Source organism: Arthrobacter sp. A5, from assembly GCF_051131705.1.
Taxonomy (GTDB): Bacteria; Actinomycetota; Actinomycetes; order Actinomycetales; family Micrococcaceae; genus Arthrobacter_M.
The window spans coordinates 3059453-3075845 of record NZ_CP180316.1 but is presented as its reverse complement, the minus strand read 5'-3'; the positions used below and the strand labels follow the sequence as shown (position 1 = coordinate 3075845).

General features: G+C 65.0%; 8 protein-coding genes. 6 read left to right on the top strand and 2 right to left on the bottom strand.

Annotation, left to right across the window (positions count from 1 at the left end; translation table 11 throughout):
• Nucleotides 1–7 precede the first annotated feature (7 nt).
• Nucleotides 8–4873, top strand: a complete 4866-nt coding sequence (locus ACLLJI_RS14490) for an NAD-glutamate dehydrogenase (protein WP_283560283.1) — start codon at nucleotides 8–10, stop codon at nucleotides 4871–4873.
• Nucleotides 4874–4918: 45 nt separating this feature from the next.
• Nucleotides 4919–6397: a sensor histidine kinase gene (locus tag ACLLJI_RS14485; protein WP_283560282.1), complete on the top strand. Its 1479-nt coding sequence runs from the start codon at nucleotides 4919–4921 to the stop codon at nucleotides 6395–6397.
• A 74-nt stretch (nucleotides 6398–6471) separates the two neighbouring features.
• Here the strand turns inward: ACLLJI_RS14485 and ACLLJI_RS14480 are convergent, their stop codons facing one another.
• Nucleotides 6472–6720: a WhiB family transcriptional regulator gene (locus ACLLJI_RS14480; protein WP_214427045.1), complete on the bottom strand. Its 249-nt coding sequence runs from the start codon at nucleotides 6718–6720 to the stop codon at nucleotides 6472–6474.
• 266 nt (nucleotides 6721–6986) lie between these two features.
• On the opposite strand from ACLLJI_RS14480, the gene ACLLJI_RS14475 reads away from it, so the two are divergent.
• Nucleotides 6987–7457: a hypothetical protein gene (locus ACLLJI_RS14475; protein ID WP_434613529.1), complete on the top strand. Its 471-nt coding sequence runs from the start codon at nucleotides 6987–6989 to the stop codon at nucleotides 7455–7457.
• Nucleotides 7458–7519: 62 nt separating this feature from the next.
• Here the strand turns inward: ACLLJI_RS14475 and ACLLJI_RS14470 are convergent, their stop codons facing one another.
• Nucleotides 7520–12010, bottom strand: a complete 4491-nt coding sequence (locus ACLLJI_RS14470; protein ID WP_434613526.1) for an FtsK/SpoIIIE domain-containing protein — start codon at nucleotides 12008–12010, stop codon at nucleotides 7520–7522.
• 275 nt (nucleotides 12011–12285) lie between these two features.
• On the opposite strand from ACLLJI_RS14470, the gene glf reads away from it, so the two are divergent.
• From glf to ACLLJI_RS14455, 3 genes are read left to right on the top strand one after another with little or no spacing between them, the layout of a single operon-like run.
• Nucleotides 12286–13470: a UDP-galactopyranose mutase gene (glf, locus tag ACLLJI_RS14465; protein ID WP_434613523.1), complete on the top strand. Its 1185-nt coding sequence runs from the start codon at nucleotides 12286–12288 to the stop codon at nucleotides 13468–13470.
• Entirely contained in the window at nucleotides 13467–15506 is a 2040-nt protein-coding gene (locus tag ACLLJI_RS14460) for a glycosyltransferase (protein WP_434613520.1), read from the top strand. Before glf ends, ACLLJI_RS14460 begins: the two co-directional genes overlap by 4 nt.
• Nucleotides 15503–16378, top strand: a complete 876-nt coding sequence (locus ACLLJI_RS14455) for an ABC transporter permease (RefSeq protein ID WP_434613517.1) — start codon at nucleotides 15503–15505, stop codon at nucleotides 16376–16378. Before ACLLJI_RS14460 ends, ACLLJI_RS14455 begins: the two co-directional genes overlap by 4 nt.
• Nucleotides 16379–16393: the final 15 nt, after the last annotated feature.

Genomic DNA, 16393 nt, shown 5'->3' with positions numbered 1-16393 from the left:
TTTATTCATGTCGTCTGGAATCAACTCGGCCGATACCACGCTGGATAATTCGGCCATGGAGACATTCATCGCTGACTACTACGAGCAGCTGGCCGCTGAAGATTCGCGGGCCTATGATCCGCAGACACTTAAGGACCGGGTGCAGGAGCACCGCAGGTTGGCCCGGGACCGCGCACCCGGCGAGACCAAGGTGCACATTTCCTCCGAGGTTGACCGCAGCGTTGTCTACATCGTCACCGATGACATGCCCTTTCTGGTGGACTCGGTCAACGCCGAGCTGGTCCGCCAAAACGCCGCCATCCGCCTGGTGATGCACCCGATGTTCGTGGTGACTCGCAACCGGGACACCAACGAGCTGGTCCACGTGGCGCGGGTGCCCTCCCACGTCGGCATTGCCAGCGGCGACACGGCGGCGATGCCCAGTCTTTCCGCTCTCATTTCCCAGGGCGACAACGCCTCCTTCATGGAGTCCTGGATCGCCGTCGAAATTGACCGCGTGGGCGACGACGTCAACGCGGAACTGTGTTCTGGCCTCACGAAAATCCTCGGCGATGTCCGGGCGGCGGTGGAGGATTGGCAGCAGATGCGGGAGCGCGCCCTGAGCCGCGCCGGTCTGCTGGCCGAGGTCTCCGCTGCCGAGTCCATCGTCGACCTTCGCGAAGCGGAAGACCTGCTGCACTGGATGGATGCGGGCAATTTCACCTTCCTCGGTTACCGGGAATATGACCTCGTGCAGGAAAACGGCGAGGACGTTCTGGTCAACAGGGAAGGCAGCGGACTGGGCCTGCTCCGCGACGACCGCGGCAACCGGCACGTCCAACATTTGACCGATACGGGCAGGCGCAAGGCGCGGGAAAAACGGGCACTCGTCATCACCAAAGCCAATTCCCGCTCCACGGTCCACCGCGCCGCGTATCTGGACTACATCGGCGTCAAGTCCTTTGACGCGGCCGGAAACGTCAACGGAGAGCAGCGTTTCATCGGACTGTTCGCCTCGACGGTCTACACCGGAAGCGTCCGGAACATTCCCGTGGTGCGGGAGAAGGTCGACGCCGTGCTGCGGCACTTCGGGTTTCCGCCGGATTCCCACTCCGGCAAGGATCTCTTCGCTGTGTTGGAGACCTACCCGCGGGATGAGCTCTTCCAGATCGAGGTCGATGACCTGATCGCCACGGCCCAGGGAATTCTGCGTCTGCAGGAGCGTCGGCGGACCCGGCTCTTCCTGCGCCCGGACATCTACGGCCGGTTCATGTCCGCTCTGATCTACATCCCCAGAGACCGTTACACCACGGCCGTCCGGCACCGGATCGAAGCGGAGCTGACCAGCACGTTCGCCGCGGTGTCCATTGATTTTGAGGCGCGGATGAGCGAATCCGCGTTGGCCCGGCTCTTCTTCCGGATCCGGCTGCCGAAGGGAGAAGAGCTGGTCACGGTGGATTCCGCCGCGCTGGAGCAGCGGTTGGTCATGGCCGCCCGTTCCTGGCCCGAAGGCATCAGCGAAGTGCTCCGCGGTGCGCACCGGCTCGAAAGCGCCAAGCACCTGGCCGCGAAATGGTCCGACGCATTCCCGGCCGGCTATCGGGTGATTTTTGAGGTCGAAGAGGCGCTGGAGGATATCCGCCGGTTCGAGGAATTCGACACCGCCTACAATGCGCTCCAGACCGCCGGCGGAGACGTCGCGCATTGTCTGCCCGGCACCCACATCTACATTCCGCAAGGAGCGGAAGCCGAGCCGGAGGAGGACGCCCGGATCAAGCTCTACATGGCGGATCCGAAGAGCCTGAGTCAGATCCTGCCGTATTTCCACAACCTGGGCCTCGAGGTCCTTGACGAGCGTCCCTTCGAAATCAGGACGGCGGACCGGCGGGATTTCTTCCTGTACGATCTGGGGCTGCGGTATCCCAAGGGAATCGATCCGCTGGCCACCGCCGGCCTGCTCACGGAGGCGTTCGGGGCCGCGATCACCGGGGCCAGCGAATCGGACGCCTTCGACAGGCTCGTCCTGCGCGAGGGCATGGGCTGGCGGCAGATTGTGATTCTGCGCAGCTATGCCAAATATCTGCGGCAGATGGGCAACACCAATTCCTACGGTTTCGTCTCGGACACGCTGCTGGCCAACGCCGCCGTGACCCGCTCCCTAGTGGAGCTCTTCGACGCAAGTTTTGACCCGGATCTCAGCGACGACACCCGGGCCACGCGGCTTGAAGAGGTGCGCGCGGCACTGGCTGCGGGGCTGGAACAGGTCCCCACCCTGGATGCGGACCGGGTGCTGCGGACACTCGCCAATCTGATCGAGGCGTCGCTGCGGACCAACTACTTCCAGGACAAGCCGTACCTGAGCATCAAGCTCAGCCCCACCATGATCGAGGGACTGCCCTTCCCCCGTCCGAAGTTCGAAATCTGGGTCTACTCGCCCCGGGTGGAGGGCGTGCACCTGCGCTTCGGCAAGGTGGCCCGCGGCGGGTTGCGTTGGTCCGACCGGCGCGAGGACTTCCGGACCGAGGTGCTGGGGCTGGTGAAAGCCCAGACGGTCAAGAACGCCGTCATCGTCCCTACCGGCGCCAAGGGCGGATTCTTTGCCAAGGCGCTGCCCGACCCGGCCGTCGACCGCGCCGCCTGGCTCGCCGAGGGCGTTGAGAGCTACAAGACATTCATCCGCGGCCTGCTGGATATTACTGACAATCTGGTCACCAGTGCCGATGGCGAGCGGCTGGTGCCGCCGGACCGGGTGGTCAGGCACGACGACGACGATTCTTACCTTGTCGTCGCGGCCGACAAGGGCACCGCGTCCTTCTCCGACATCGCCAACTCGTTGTCCGCCGAATACGGATTCTGGCTCGGGGACGCCTTCGCGTCCGGCGGATCGGTCGGCTACGACCACAAGGCCATGGGCATCACCGCCCGCGGAGCCTGGGAATCAGTCAAGCGGCACTTCAGCGAGCTGGACGTGGACACGCAGACCGAGGACTTCACCGTCGTCGGGGTTGGGGACATGTCCGGGGACGTCTTTGGTAACGGCATGCTGCTCTCTGAACATGTACAGCTGCTGGCGGCCTTTGACCACCGGCACATTTTCCTGGATCCGAATCCCGACGCGGCGAGCTCCTTCGCCGAGCGCCGCAGACTCTTCGAACTGCCCCGTTCGTCCTGGGCGGACTACGATTCCGCGCTGATCAGTGCAGGCGGCGGAATCTACCCACGTCAGCTCAAGGCCATCCCGATTTCCGATCAGGTGCGCACCGCGCTTGGCCTGCCTGACGACGCGAAGCACCTCAGCGCGCCCGAACTGCTGCGGGCCATTCTGCTGGCGCCCGCGGACTTGCTCTATAACGGCGGCATCGGCACCTACATTAAGGCCAGCACCGAGACCAATGCCATGGTCGGCGACAAGGCCAACGACGGCATCCGCGTGGACGGGCGGGACCTTCGCGTCAAGGTGGTCGGGGAGGGCGGAAACCTCGGGATGACCCAGCGCGGACGCATCGAGGCCGCGCTGGCCGGGGTAATCCTTAATACCGATGCCATCGACAACTCCGCGGGGGTGGATTGCTCCGACCATGAGGTAAACATCAAGATTTTTGTGGATCGGATGGTTGCGGCCGGAAAGCTGGATCCGGCCGAGCGCGCGGACTTCCTCGCCGCCATGACGGACGAGGTCAGCCGGCTGGTGCTCGCCGACAACGTGGAGCAGAACATTCTGCTGCTCGCCGACAGGGCCCGGGTGGTCGAAGCGACCCCGAGCTACGAACGGCTGATGGACTGGCTGGAATCCTCGGCGGACCTCAAGCGCGACATCGAAGCGCTGCCGACCACGGGAACCCTGCAGACCAGGCTGGAGAGCGGACAGGGTCTGACCTCGCCCGAACTTGCGGTGCTGGTCGCCTACGCGAAAATCGAGCTGGCGGGGGCCCTCGGGGCCAGCGACCTGGCCGACGATCCATGGTTCCGGACAACCCTGCGCAACTACTTCCCCAAGCAGTTGGCGGAACGCTTCGATGCCGAGCTGGACACTCACCCGCTGCGTCGGGAAATCATAGCCACGGTCGTGGCCAACGACATGATCAACATCGGCGGCATTACCTTTGCCTTCCGCGCCATGGAGGAGACCTCGGTCGGCGAGGCGGTCATCGCCCGCGCCTTTGTGGCCATGCGTGAGATCTACCAGCTGGACGGCATGCTCGAGGCACTGAACGCGCTGCCGCCGTCGTTCCCCACCGCGCACTGGTGCACCATCCAACTTGACATTCGTCGACTGCTGGACCGTGGGGTCCGCTGGCTGGCGAATCAGGGTACCGACGGACGCCGGATCGAGGAGGTCGTCGGGCAGTTCGCCCCCGTGGTCACCGGCCTGCGTGCCGAGCTTCCCGGCTTCCTGAAGGGTGCCGACAAGTCAAGAGTCGAGGCCTGGCAGCAGCGGTCCGACGAGTGGGACGTGCCGGGGGAGCTGGGCCAGCGCTGGGCGCAGCTGTTCGAGAGCTATGCGCTTCTCGACGTAGCCAAAGTATCAGGCCGCATCGAAGAGCCCGTCGGGGACGTGGCCCGCGTCTACTTTGCGCTGTATAACCACTTCGGCGTGGACGGCATGCTGGAGCGGATCACGGCACTGCCGCGTGAGGACCGGTGGCAGTCCCTGGCCCGGGCCGCACTGCGCGACGACTTGTATGCAACGACGGCCGACATGACCGTCGCCGTGATGCACGGGACCGAGCGGGGTCTGCCTGCCGCGGAACGGATAGCGGCCTGGGAGGCCCAAAACGCAGAGCAGCTGGGACGGGCCAGGAAGATGTTCGACGAAGTCAATCAGCTTGAACAAGATGATATGGCGTCCCTGTCGGTAGCATTGAGGCTCCTGCGGTCGATCGTGCGGCACTGACGTCCGGCATGCTCTTCCCTGATCAGCGCTCCTAGGAGTCACTTAATGGCAATTTTCACCGACCCGATCAGGGAGCATGCCAACCTCGGCCCGGGGGATGCGGAATGGCTGCATCTGCTGGTCGGGGACTGGCAACTGGTGGCGGACCTGGCCTTTGCGGACCTGGCGCTGTGGTTCCCGCAGCCGGACATCGGCTATGTTTCGTTGGCCCATGTCCGGCCCTCCACCACGCACACGGTGTTCCACTCGGACTTCGTAGGGGATCCGATCCGCAGTGACCTGTTGCCCCTGGTGGGCAAGGCCTGGGACAGCCAGGTTATTGAGCGGTCCGGCGATACGAGTGGTTGGAACACGGATATGGCCATGCGGGTGGAGGCCGTTCCAATGGTCCGCAACGGGCGGACGCTTGCGGTAGTGACGACGCATATGGACCTGTCAAGTTCGCGGATGCCGTCCAGACTGGAGCTGACCTACCGGCAGTGCGCCTACGATCTGCTCCGAATGGGCACGCTGGGACTGTGGCCTGACTTTGCCTCTCCGACTGGTTCGCGCCGAGGGGCCCCGCGGGTGGGTGACGGGCTGATCCGGCTCGATGCCGAAGGGATCGTGCAGTACGCCAGCCCCAACGGCGTCTCCGCGTACCGCCGGCTGGGCGACGCGGAATCCTTAGAGGGCAGGTCGCTGGCGGAGGTGACGACGGGGCTGCTCAAGGACCGCCGAATGGTGGACGAAACGCTGCCGCTGGTGGTGACCGGGCGGATGCCTTGGCGGACGGAAATCGAGTCCCGCGGCGTCAGCCTGTCGCTGCGGGCGATACCGCTTCGCGACAGCCACGAACGATTCGGAGCGGTGGTGCTCTGCCGCGACGTCTCGGAACTGCGCCGCCGCGAACAGGAGCTGGTGACGAAGGATGCGACGATCCGGGAGATCCACCACCGGGTGAAAAACAATCTGCAGACCGTGGCGGCGCTGCTGCGCATGCAGTCGCGCCGGATGCAAAGCGAAGAGGGAAAACAGGGTCTGGAGCAGGCTATGCGGCGGGTGGGGACGATAGCCCTGGTGCACGAAACGCTGTCCCAGGGGCTGGCGCAAAGTGTCGATTTTGACGAGTTGATCGGCCGGCAGTTCCGGCTTTCCGCCGAGGTGGCCTCGCCTGCACAGCGGGTCCGCACCGAGCGCGAGGGCGTTTTCGGTGAACTGCCGAGTGATTTTGCGACGCCCTTGGCGTTGGTGATCAACGAACTGGTCACCAACGCGGTGGATCACGGCCTGCAGGGGAGGGAAGGCACGGTATGGCTCAAGGCCAACAGGAGTGTGAACGACGCAGGAGAGGAAATTCTCAACATCTGGGTGTCCGACGATGGTGTGGGGCTCCCCGAGGGACCGTACAGCGAGGGCCTGGGCCTGCAGATAGTCCGCACTCTGGTCACCAGCGAGCTCGGAGGATCCATCCGTTGGTCACCGCGGGACGGCGGGGGGACTACGGTCGAACTGGAGATGGCCCTGATCAGCCGCGGCGGCTGACCCTCTCTGCTCCGACACTACGTGCAAAAAAACCGCGGATCCGGGTATCCGGTCCCGCGGTTGTTTGCCGGTCGTCAGCTGGCGCGGCGGGCGCGCGCGGCGCGGCGCTTGAGGGCGCGGCGTTCGTCTTCGCTCATGCCGCCCCAGACTCCGGCATCCTGGCCGGACTCGAGAGCCCACTGGAGACAGGTGTCAACAACCTGGCAGCGCCTGCACACGCTTTTGGCTTCCTCGATCTGAAGCAGGGCGGGGCCGGTATTCCCGACAGGGAAAAACAGCTCCGGGTCCTTGTCGAGGCAGGCCGCGCGGTTACGCCAGTCCATGCTGATCACATTTCTCCTTCTGGAACGGGGCGGCAGGCCTTGTGAAAACATTCACGTGCGGCCGCATAAGAAAAGGGCCTCTGGGGCCCCCTTGGTCACTTAAACAAGCGTGTCATGTTAACGAGACGTAAACAAGGGGTTGGTACCGGGAAAGTCGCGTTCGCAGGTGTACGATCCATCACACCGCGCACCGGAGCAAGCCCCGCAGGCCGGGTCCAGCAGTTGCGTCGAAGCTATCCCAAGGCAATCTCAGGTAGTGTGCCCTTGTGCCAACACCTCCAGTAAATGATCCTCAGCTGCCCGGCGACGTCCCGGCGAAAACGCCGCCGGCCGGCCACCGGCCGGTGCGCCCGGGGGGCGTGGTGCTCGCCGCCGGGGTGGTGGGTTTGGAGGGTCTTGCCCTGCTGGGCGCCGGCATCTGGTACATCGTTGGCCTGCTCACGTCCGTACCCCAGTCCCTAGGCGGCTCGATCTTCATGGTGGTTCTTTTGCTGGGTCTCGGGGTCGGTCTCGGCGCCGTGGCGGTCAATCTCTACCGCGGCTTCCGGTGGACCCGTGCCGCGGCTTTTGTCTGGCAGCTGCTGATGCTGACAATCGCCGGCCCCACACTCGTCGGTGGGCTCCTTCTGCCCGGCCTGCTTCTGCTGGTCCCGCCGCTGATGGTCCTGGTGCTGCTTTTCACGCCCAAGGTTGTCGCGTTCACGCTGCGTTCCGGCGGCGCCCCACCGGTACTGTAAACGCCCGGTACTGTAAACGCCGGGGCCTGTTATTGCCTGTCCGGTAAACCTAACCTGGCTCCTCAAGTCCTGTCACCGCTGTTCTTGAAGCGGGGATCGTGTAACCCGGGGAGTTGCAGCCAATTCATGCTGCCGCGGTCCAGCAGCACCGCGCGGCCCGGGGGTGTCTGACCGTGGGCATCTATCCGGCAGTTGAAGAAGTCTCCGTCCGACGGCCGGCGCGGGGCCAACACCAGCCCCTGCCCATGGCAGCGTGCTTGTACGGCCAGCGGAAACCGGCCCTGCGCGGACTGACCTGAGTCTGTCGTGGCGATGACTACGGCTCCGACCCCCAGCAGCTGGTAAATAGCCGCCTGACTGGCCTCCGACAGGGTCTCCACGTCATCGAGCAGCAGCGCCAGGACCCGCCCGTTTCGCCTGCTCTCCGCTGCTGCGGGGAGGTAGTCCCTTTCCGACACCCCTGCGGTGCGGAATTCACGCGGCGGGCAGACCCAGTCGAAGCCGCCCGGATTCAGCGCGGGGAGCGCATCCAGCAGCGTGGTCTTGCCGCTGCGTGGTGGTCCGATGGCCAACAGCACGGATCCCGGTTCCAGCCGGACGAAAACAGGGTCGAGGTTATCTCCACCCAAGCCCAGAAGCAGGCTTCCCGAATCCGGTTCTCCGGCTTTAGCCAGGTGCACCGCGGCACGGACATCGTCGACGAGGACCTCCTTCGGCAGCGCTTGGACACGGAACGGGGCGTTGCCCCGCGGGGGACTGGCCAGTTTTGAACCGGCCCCTATTGAATCGTCCCGCAGTGAATCGACCCGTAGTGAATCGTCCCGCACGGGGTTGTCGTGCGGCTGGGGAACCTTGGGAAGCTCCGGCCGAACACCGAACGGGGCGTCGCCGTCGGCTGTCACCCCGGGAAGAGCGAGTTGGGCCGCATGGCTGCCGGTAGCGGACCCAGGTCCGGCTACATCGTCGGCGATTTTCCCCATCACCAGTGCCCGTCCCGAGCAGGCAGGCACCGCGGGCAGTCTGGGCCACGCCAGCATCGACTCCGCGCTGGCGCCCATGGGTAAGAAGACCCGGTTTGGGATGCCTGCCATGAACCGGGCGGTAACAAGCTCACGCTCTCCGCTGATGATGACGGTAACGCCGGAACCCGGTCCATCACGGACGATATCCGCCAGCAGGTCTTCGCACCAGGGCCAGGGCCCGGACCGGATGGCGGACAGCCAGCGTCCCCACCCGGTGACCGCCAGAATGAGCGGCGCCGGAACGTTTTCCGCCGCCGTCGTGGCCGAACGGGGTGCATCAGCAGCGCCGGCCAACAACTGCAGCAGCCGGGCCGCGGAGCGTAGGTCCACGGGTTCCAGATAGGAGCCCACGGCGGTATTGCCAACCAGGGCGGTCGGGGATCCGACGGCAGCGCAGGGGGCCAGCGCGGCCAAGGATCCGTCTCCGTCGAGACAATACAGCCATGGATCCAGATGCCGGCATCGCAGCAGTTGTCCTATAGCCAGACTGCAGATGGCGGTCCGCGCACCGGCCGCGGGACCGATCAGCGCCAGATGGGACTGCTGCACCGGATCCCATGTCAGCGGGGCGACGTACTGCTGTTCGGGCAGGTCTAATAGGCCCAGCGGAATCTGGCCCGGCGCGGATCTGGGGAGCTGTTCCAGCGAAAGCAGCGCCGGCAGTTCCGGTGCCAGCGGGGCGGCCGGCAGCGTCTGTCCCGTCAGTGCCTGGGCCGCCGCGAGCAGCCTGGTCAATTCCAGTGCCGCTGCCATAGCGGCTGGCCCGGCCGAACCCCGGACGGCAGGAGGCTCCTGCGCCGCAAGCCGCGCAGGCCGGATCCGCGGACCCACGGTCGGCGGCTGCCGAGTTCCCAGCGCAGCAGTCTGAAATTCAATGGGCGGAGATCCGCCACGGCTGATATAAGCCCTGCCGGGCAGCGTGAGGGGGATGGCCCCGGCGAGCGGGGAATTGATGACATCCAGTGATTCGTAGCCCGACTGCACGCGCAGACAAACGCTTGTGGTGACGTTGGCGCGGATATCGGCCGAGATGGCACCCTGCGGCCGCTGGGTTGCCATCACCAGATGGATCCCCAGCGAACGGCCGGTGACGGCAATACGCATCAGTTCCGACATGGCATCCGGCGCCTGTTCCACCAGCATTCTGAATTCGTCGATCACAATCACAAGATGGGGAACGGGCGGGAGCCCCTCGGCTGTGCTGGACGCGTAGCTGCGGATGTCGTCGGCTGCCGCCCGGCCAAAGACGCCCTCCCGCCGACGGGTTTCCGCGCGCAGTGAGGTCAACACCCGGTTCAGTCCGTGCCCAGAGATATCCGTCACCAGGCCGGTGCAATGCGGAAGGTCCGCAAGCGGACCCAGCCCCGATCCGCCCTTGAAATCGAGAAACAGCAGCGACAACACCGTCGGCGGGTGCGAAAGCGCCAGGCTGGCCACCAAAGTACGCAGCAGCTCCGACTTTCCGGAGCCGGTGGTGCCTGCCACCAGCAGATGCGGCCCGTCCCGCTCCAGGTCCAGGTCCAGCAGCAGCGGACCGTCGGCAGCCACCCCAATCGCAATTTCCGCAAGCGCCGCGGGACCGTGCCGCGACCAGTTATGTAGTACCGATTCGGCGCTGATTCCGACCAGCCCGATCAACGGGCACTCCGTGGGTACGACGTTGTCGCTTGTCTCCGGGAGCAGGTCAGCTGCGCATGCCCCGGCCACCGCGGCGCGTCGTCGCGCGTAGCGGTCGAAAGTCCCGGCGCTGACCAGATCAGGCTCGAATGCTGTCGAGCCCAGGAGCCCGTGCGGACCGTCACCCGCTGTGCCGAGCCGGATCCAGCCGACACCGGCCGTTCCTGTCGCATCTGTCTCCTCCCCCTGTCCTGTTGCCGGTTCCGCTCCATCCGTCTTTTCTGCTCCTGGTGCTGCCTGGGTTACCGTTGCCGCAGGGTGGCAGCGGATGACGTAGACCCCGCGCGGCGAATTGTATTTCCGGGCCGGGAGGATACGGCTGCCAGCCAAGCCGGGCAGAGCATCGGTTTGAATCACCACGACCGGGCCGGGCCGGTCGAGCTGTGCACCGAGAGTGCCGGCATCGGCCGTGATTGAAACATGCGGCAGAAACCGTGCGGCCAGCGGCAGGGTATCGGCCGGACCCGCGACTACGGTGCGGATTCCGGCGGAATCGAGCTGCATCAGCAGAAATCTGACCAGCCCGGCAATAGCCTCCCGTGGGCCGGAAATGTTCAGTTCCCTGAGCACGCTCGCGCCTGAGCCGCTGGGGATCCTGCAGGAGAGGCCGCCGGACTGGCCGCCGGGGGCCACCCCGAGTGCCACGACCACAGGCATGACCGGCAAGAGGGGTGGGGTGAAGTGTGCATCCGGAGGGTCAGTGACGATGTTAGCCGGCTGGTCCGCCGTCCCCACCCGCAGGTGCACTGCCAGCGCAGCAAAGGTTTCGACGTCGCACTCTATTCGGGAGTCGCCAATTCGGGAGCCGCCCCCACCGGTGCCGCTTCTGATTTCAGGGACCGGGCCAGCCCCCGCGGCAGCGCCCATCTGACTCCCGTCGCTGCCGCAGGAGCTGGGGGAGCCGTCACCGCGGCCGTTGGCCGGAAAGCCGCGGGACCGGGGGAGCGAAGCATCATCCGGGAAGAGAGGACCGGGCGGGGTGAGCCCGCGCAGCACGAGGCTCGCGGCCGACGGCGCCCCTGCCTTCCTGCGCCGGCTGTCCAGCCGAAGGGCGGACGCCAGCTCCTGACGTAACCTCCGGCGGTGCCGGACGCCGAACAGCGGCACAAGGGCGGTGACAGCCGACATCGCTGCAAAGGCCATAAACATCCACTGCCCGGTCAGCAATGCCAGCCCTGTGCCCAACATGAGCGGAAGGGCAGACGTGGCCAAAAGCGTCCCCTTACCGCGCAGCCCACCGTGCGGGTGGCAAATCACCAGCGGGCCGCACTCGGTGCCCGTTGCCGGGACGTTCGGAATCGGAAGGAAGGTCAACATCAGACTGGTCGACCCAAAACTGATGACCCGGCCCACCGTGATTGCCGGCCACCGGGGCGCAGCACCGTCCACCAGATAGTGGCCGGTCGGGACCGCCGGCCGCAACGTAATGACGCGTTCGCCCACCTCGAGTTCGGCATGTACGCGGGAAAGTCCCGGATCCTGAACGCATATTTCCACCCGCCCCCGTCCAATCCGGTACCTGCCGCGTCGCAGGGCAAAGACAGCTCCGGCGTCGGGACCTGTCAGTACGGCCAGCACCAGCGCCGGGCCCTTCCGCCGGATGGACTCTTTTGGCGAACCGGGCGCTCCGGCGGGTCGGGCCACCAGGACGGCACCATTGACCAGTGGGGGAGTCCCCGCCACTAGGGCCGACAACGGCTGACCGGATAGGCTGAAGACGGTGTTCGGCCACCGTCCGGCGAAATCCAGCGCAAGGACGGAGCCGCCTGCACCAAAGGGGACATCGGCGCTGAGCTCCACCGGGTCGCCCGGCGCGGCGCCCGGTGCCGAGACGACGGTCAGTTCAAGTCTCATGGCTCCGTTTGCGCCTCCAGCCCGTGCGTCCCGTTTTCATCCACGCTAGAAGAACCCCATTGCCAGGGATGTCCTGCGGCCGCGAATTGTGGCCGCGTCCGGGTTCCCGGACCGGTGTGGAGGACGGATGGCGTACCCGGTGCTCCCGGTCCCGGCCTAGCCCCGTCCTGGCTCCCATCACGGCGGGCCAATGGGTGACGCGCCAGAAGGTCAGGTAACGTTGATCCGTAGACGCGGGCACTGCTGTGCCCGCACGCATATGCACAGGAGAGTTTGTGAACGCTGATCTCGTCGTCGTCGGTTCGGGTTTTTTTGGCCTCACCATTGCCGAACGCGCCGCCACCGAGCTGGGTTTGAAGGTGGCCGTGCTGGACCGGCGCCATCACATCGGCGGCAATGCCTACAGCGAAAGAGAAGCGCAGACCGGAATCGAGGTGCACCGCTACGGCGCGCACCTCTTCCATACCTCCAACGAACGCGTCTGGGAGTACGTGAACCGGTTCACGCAATTCACGGACTACCAGCACAAGGTGCACACGAGCCACAACGGCGAGGTCTACCAGATGCCGATCAACCTCGGCACCATCAACCAGTTCTTCCGCGCCTCGATGGGGCCGGCCGAAGCCCGGGCAATGATTCAGGAGCAGGCCGGCGAGCTGGCCGGGACGGATCCGCAGAACCTCAACGACAAGGGAATCCAGCTGATCGGGCGCCCGCTGTATGAGGCCTTCATCAAGCATTACACGGGCAAACAGTGGCAGACGGACCCCAAGGACCTGCCCGCGGAAATCATTTCCCGGTTGCCGGTGCGCTACACCTATGACAACCGCTACTTCAATGACGCTCACGAGGGTCTGCCGGTGGACGGGTACACCGCCTGGATCGAGCGGATGGCGGACCACCCGAACATCGAGGTGATATTGAACACCGATTTCTTCGACGACGGCGCATACGGCCGTGCCGCCGTCGCCGGTCAGGTACCGGTCATTTACACCGGACCGGTGGACCGCTACTTCGACTATGCCGAAGGGAACCTGTCCTGGCGCACCATCGATCTGGAGGAGGAGGTGCTCCCGGTGGAGGATTTCCAGGGCTGCTCGGTGATGAACTACCCGGATGACGGCGTGCCATACACCCGCATCCACGAGTTCCGGCACTTCCACCCGGAGCGGGAATACACCAAGGACGCCACCGTCATCATGCGCGAGTTCTCCCGTTTCGCCCAGCACGGTGATGAGCCGTATTACCCGGTCAATACCGCCGGCGACCGCGCCAAACTGCTCGCCTACCGCGACCTGGCAAGGGGTGAGGAATCGGTGCTCTTCGGCGGCCGGCTGGGAACGTACAAATACCTCGATATGCATATGGCCATCGGCTCGGCCCTGAGCATGTTCGACAACAAGATCAAGCCGCACTTTACCGGCGGAGCGAAACTCGAAAGCGGAGGAGTGGACGCATGAGCACCTCAACCAGGACCCCGTCCGTGCTGCAGCGGGTTATCCTTCCCGCCGACGGGCACGTCGACACGGTGGCGCTGTACGTGGACGCCGGATCGGTCAACGGCGTCCGGCTGATCGAGGACGACGGCATGTACCGGCTGCCAAAGAAGCGCGAAGACAAGCTGAACCTCATCAGCTCCACCCCGGCGGAAGCGCATTTCGAGGATTTTATTTCCCGCAGGTCCATGACGGTCCGCAGCGGAGCGCGGCTTTCCTTCGGCACCTACTTTAATGCCTTCCCGGCGAGTTACTGGCGCCGCTGGACCACGGTGGGCTCGGTGCGGCTGCAGGTGCGCACGTCCGGCCGCGGAGCGGTCATTGTCTACAAATCCAACGCCCGGGGCGTTGTGCAGCGGGTGGAGAGCCGGCGGGTGGACGGGGAGCAGAGCAACAGCTTTGAGCTGACGCTCAAGCCCTTCGGCGACGGCGGCTGGTACTGGTTCGATCTGGCAGCCGGTGCCGATGACCTGGTGCTGGAGGAGGCCGCATGGCTCACCGACACCGTGGCGGGCGACGGCGTCCCGGGTAACGTCACGCTCGAAATCACGACAATGAACAAGCCCGATTACTGCCTGAACAATGCCAGGATTCTGGCCGCAAATCCGGAAATCCTGACCAACGTCAGCGAAATCCTCATTGTCGACCAGGGGACCCGCAAGGTGGAAGCGGAACCGGGCTTTGCGGAAGTGGCCGAGCAGCTCAAGGGCAAACTGCGCATCATCAATCAGTCCAACCTCGGCGGCTCCGGCGGCTTTGCCCGCGGGATGTTCGAGGCGGTGGAGAACGGCAGCGCCTATGCGCTCCTGCTCGATGATGACGTGGTGATCGAGCCCGAAAGCATCGCCCGGATGCTGACCTTTGCCGACTACTGCCGCAAACCGACAATAGTCGGTGGCCACATGTTCGATCTGTACAACCGCACCACCATGCACACCTTTGGTGAGGTGGTGGACCCGTACCGCATCCAGCCCGCGCTGCCGCACACGGACATGGAACTGCGCCACGACTTTGCCCTCGCCAACCTGCGGCAGACGCCGTGGATGCACCGGCGGGTGGACGTCGATTACAACGGCTGGTGGATGTGCCTGATTCCCACGGCTGTGATCCGCGACATCGGACTCTCCCTGCCGGTTTTCATTAAATGGGACGACGCCGAGTACGGTCTGCGCGCCCGCGAGGCCGGTTTCGCCACCGTTTCCTTCCCGGGTGCAGCCGTCTGGCACATGTCCTGGGGTGACAAGGACGATCTGGTGGGATGGCAGTCCTACTTCCACGAGCGCAACAGAACGATCACCGCGCTGCTGCACAGCCCCTTCGGCAAGGGGGGGCGCGTGATGCGCGAATCCGTGCAGAACGACGTCAAACATCTGATCTCCATGCAGTACTTCACCCAGCACGGCAGACTGATTGCGCTGGAGGACATTCTCAACGGGCCAGACGCCCTGCATTCCCAGCTGGCGACCAAGCTGCCGCAGCTCAACGCGCTCAAGGCCGCCTACCCGGATGCCCAAATCAAGGACGACGTGGATGACTTCCCCGCCCCGCGGCTGGGCCGCGGTCCGCAGGGCGGCGGTGCGGAAGGCTCGCCGTCGAAGAAGCAGCTGATTCCGTGGGCAGCTAAAACCATGGCCCGGCAGCTGCTGAAGGCCCCTGCGGCCTCCTCCGCCGAGCGTCCGCAGGGCTACCTTGCGCACCGGGACAACAGGTGGTGGCGGCTGGCAGGCTACGACTCCGTGGTCGTCTCCAATGCCGAAGGGACCGGTGCCTCCTGGTACCAGCGGGATCCCAAAGTCATGAAGGACATGTTGGCCAAGAGTGCCCGACTGCACGCGCGGCTGTTCCGCGAATGGGACGAGCTGGCCAAGCAATACCGCGCGGCTCTGCCGCAGATCACATCCTTCGAGGCGTGGAAAAAGACCTTCGAGATCCACACCCAGACGGACAGCCATTCCCGCACCGACGACCGCGCGCCGTCAGGGCCCGCAGAGCGCAAGTGAGCGCTGCAGAAGCCGGACTGACCTACCCCGGCCGCGGCGCCGGACTGCGGGACGTTTACCGGAACCGTTTCCTGCTCAAGCTGCTGGTGATGAAGGAAATCAAGGTCAGGTACCGCGGGTCCGCGTTGGGGCTCTTATGGTCCTACCTGAAACCCGGCCTGCAGTTCGCCGTGTTCTACGTGGCGCTCGGGCTGTTCCTTAATGTCCAGGGATCCACACCGAACTACCCGATCTACCTCTTTGCCGGCATCGTGCTGGTTAATTTCTTCACCGAGGCGCTGGGCAACTCCACCCGCTCCATTATCAGCAACAGGGACCTGATCCGGAAGATCTACCTTCCACGGGAACTCTTTCCGGTGGCCAGCGTCTGGGTTTCCGCGGTACACTTCCTGCCGCAGGTGGTCATTCTGCTGATCGTGTGCTTCTTCAATGGCTGGAGCCCGTCCATTTGGCAGCTGCTGGCTGTGGTGGCGGCCTTCGCCATGGTCTCCGTGCTCGCCGTCGGCCTCGGTCTTTTTTTTGGTGCCGTCAACGTCTACTTCCGCGACTCCGAAAACCTCGTCGACCTGCTGGTCATGATGGTCACCTGGGCCTCGCCGGTGCTGTATTTGTGGAGCCAGGTCGAGCACGTCCTGGGACGCTTCTTCTGGGTCTACCAGCTGAACCCGATGACCATCGCCGTGCAGATCTTCCACTGGTCGTTCTGGACACCCACCCTGAACCAGACCCAGGCGGCGGCGCCGGCGGCAGCCTTGGTTCCCGGGCTGATCCCGTTCTGGCTGCCCGTGGGCGCCGTGATTTCGCTGCTGGTGCTGGTCATCGGACAAATCACCTTCAGCAGGCTCTCCACCAAATTCGCGCAGGAGCTGTGATGAGCGTGCAGGAAG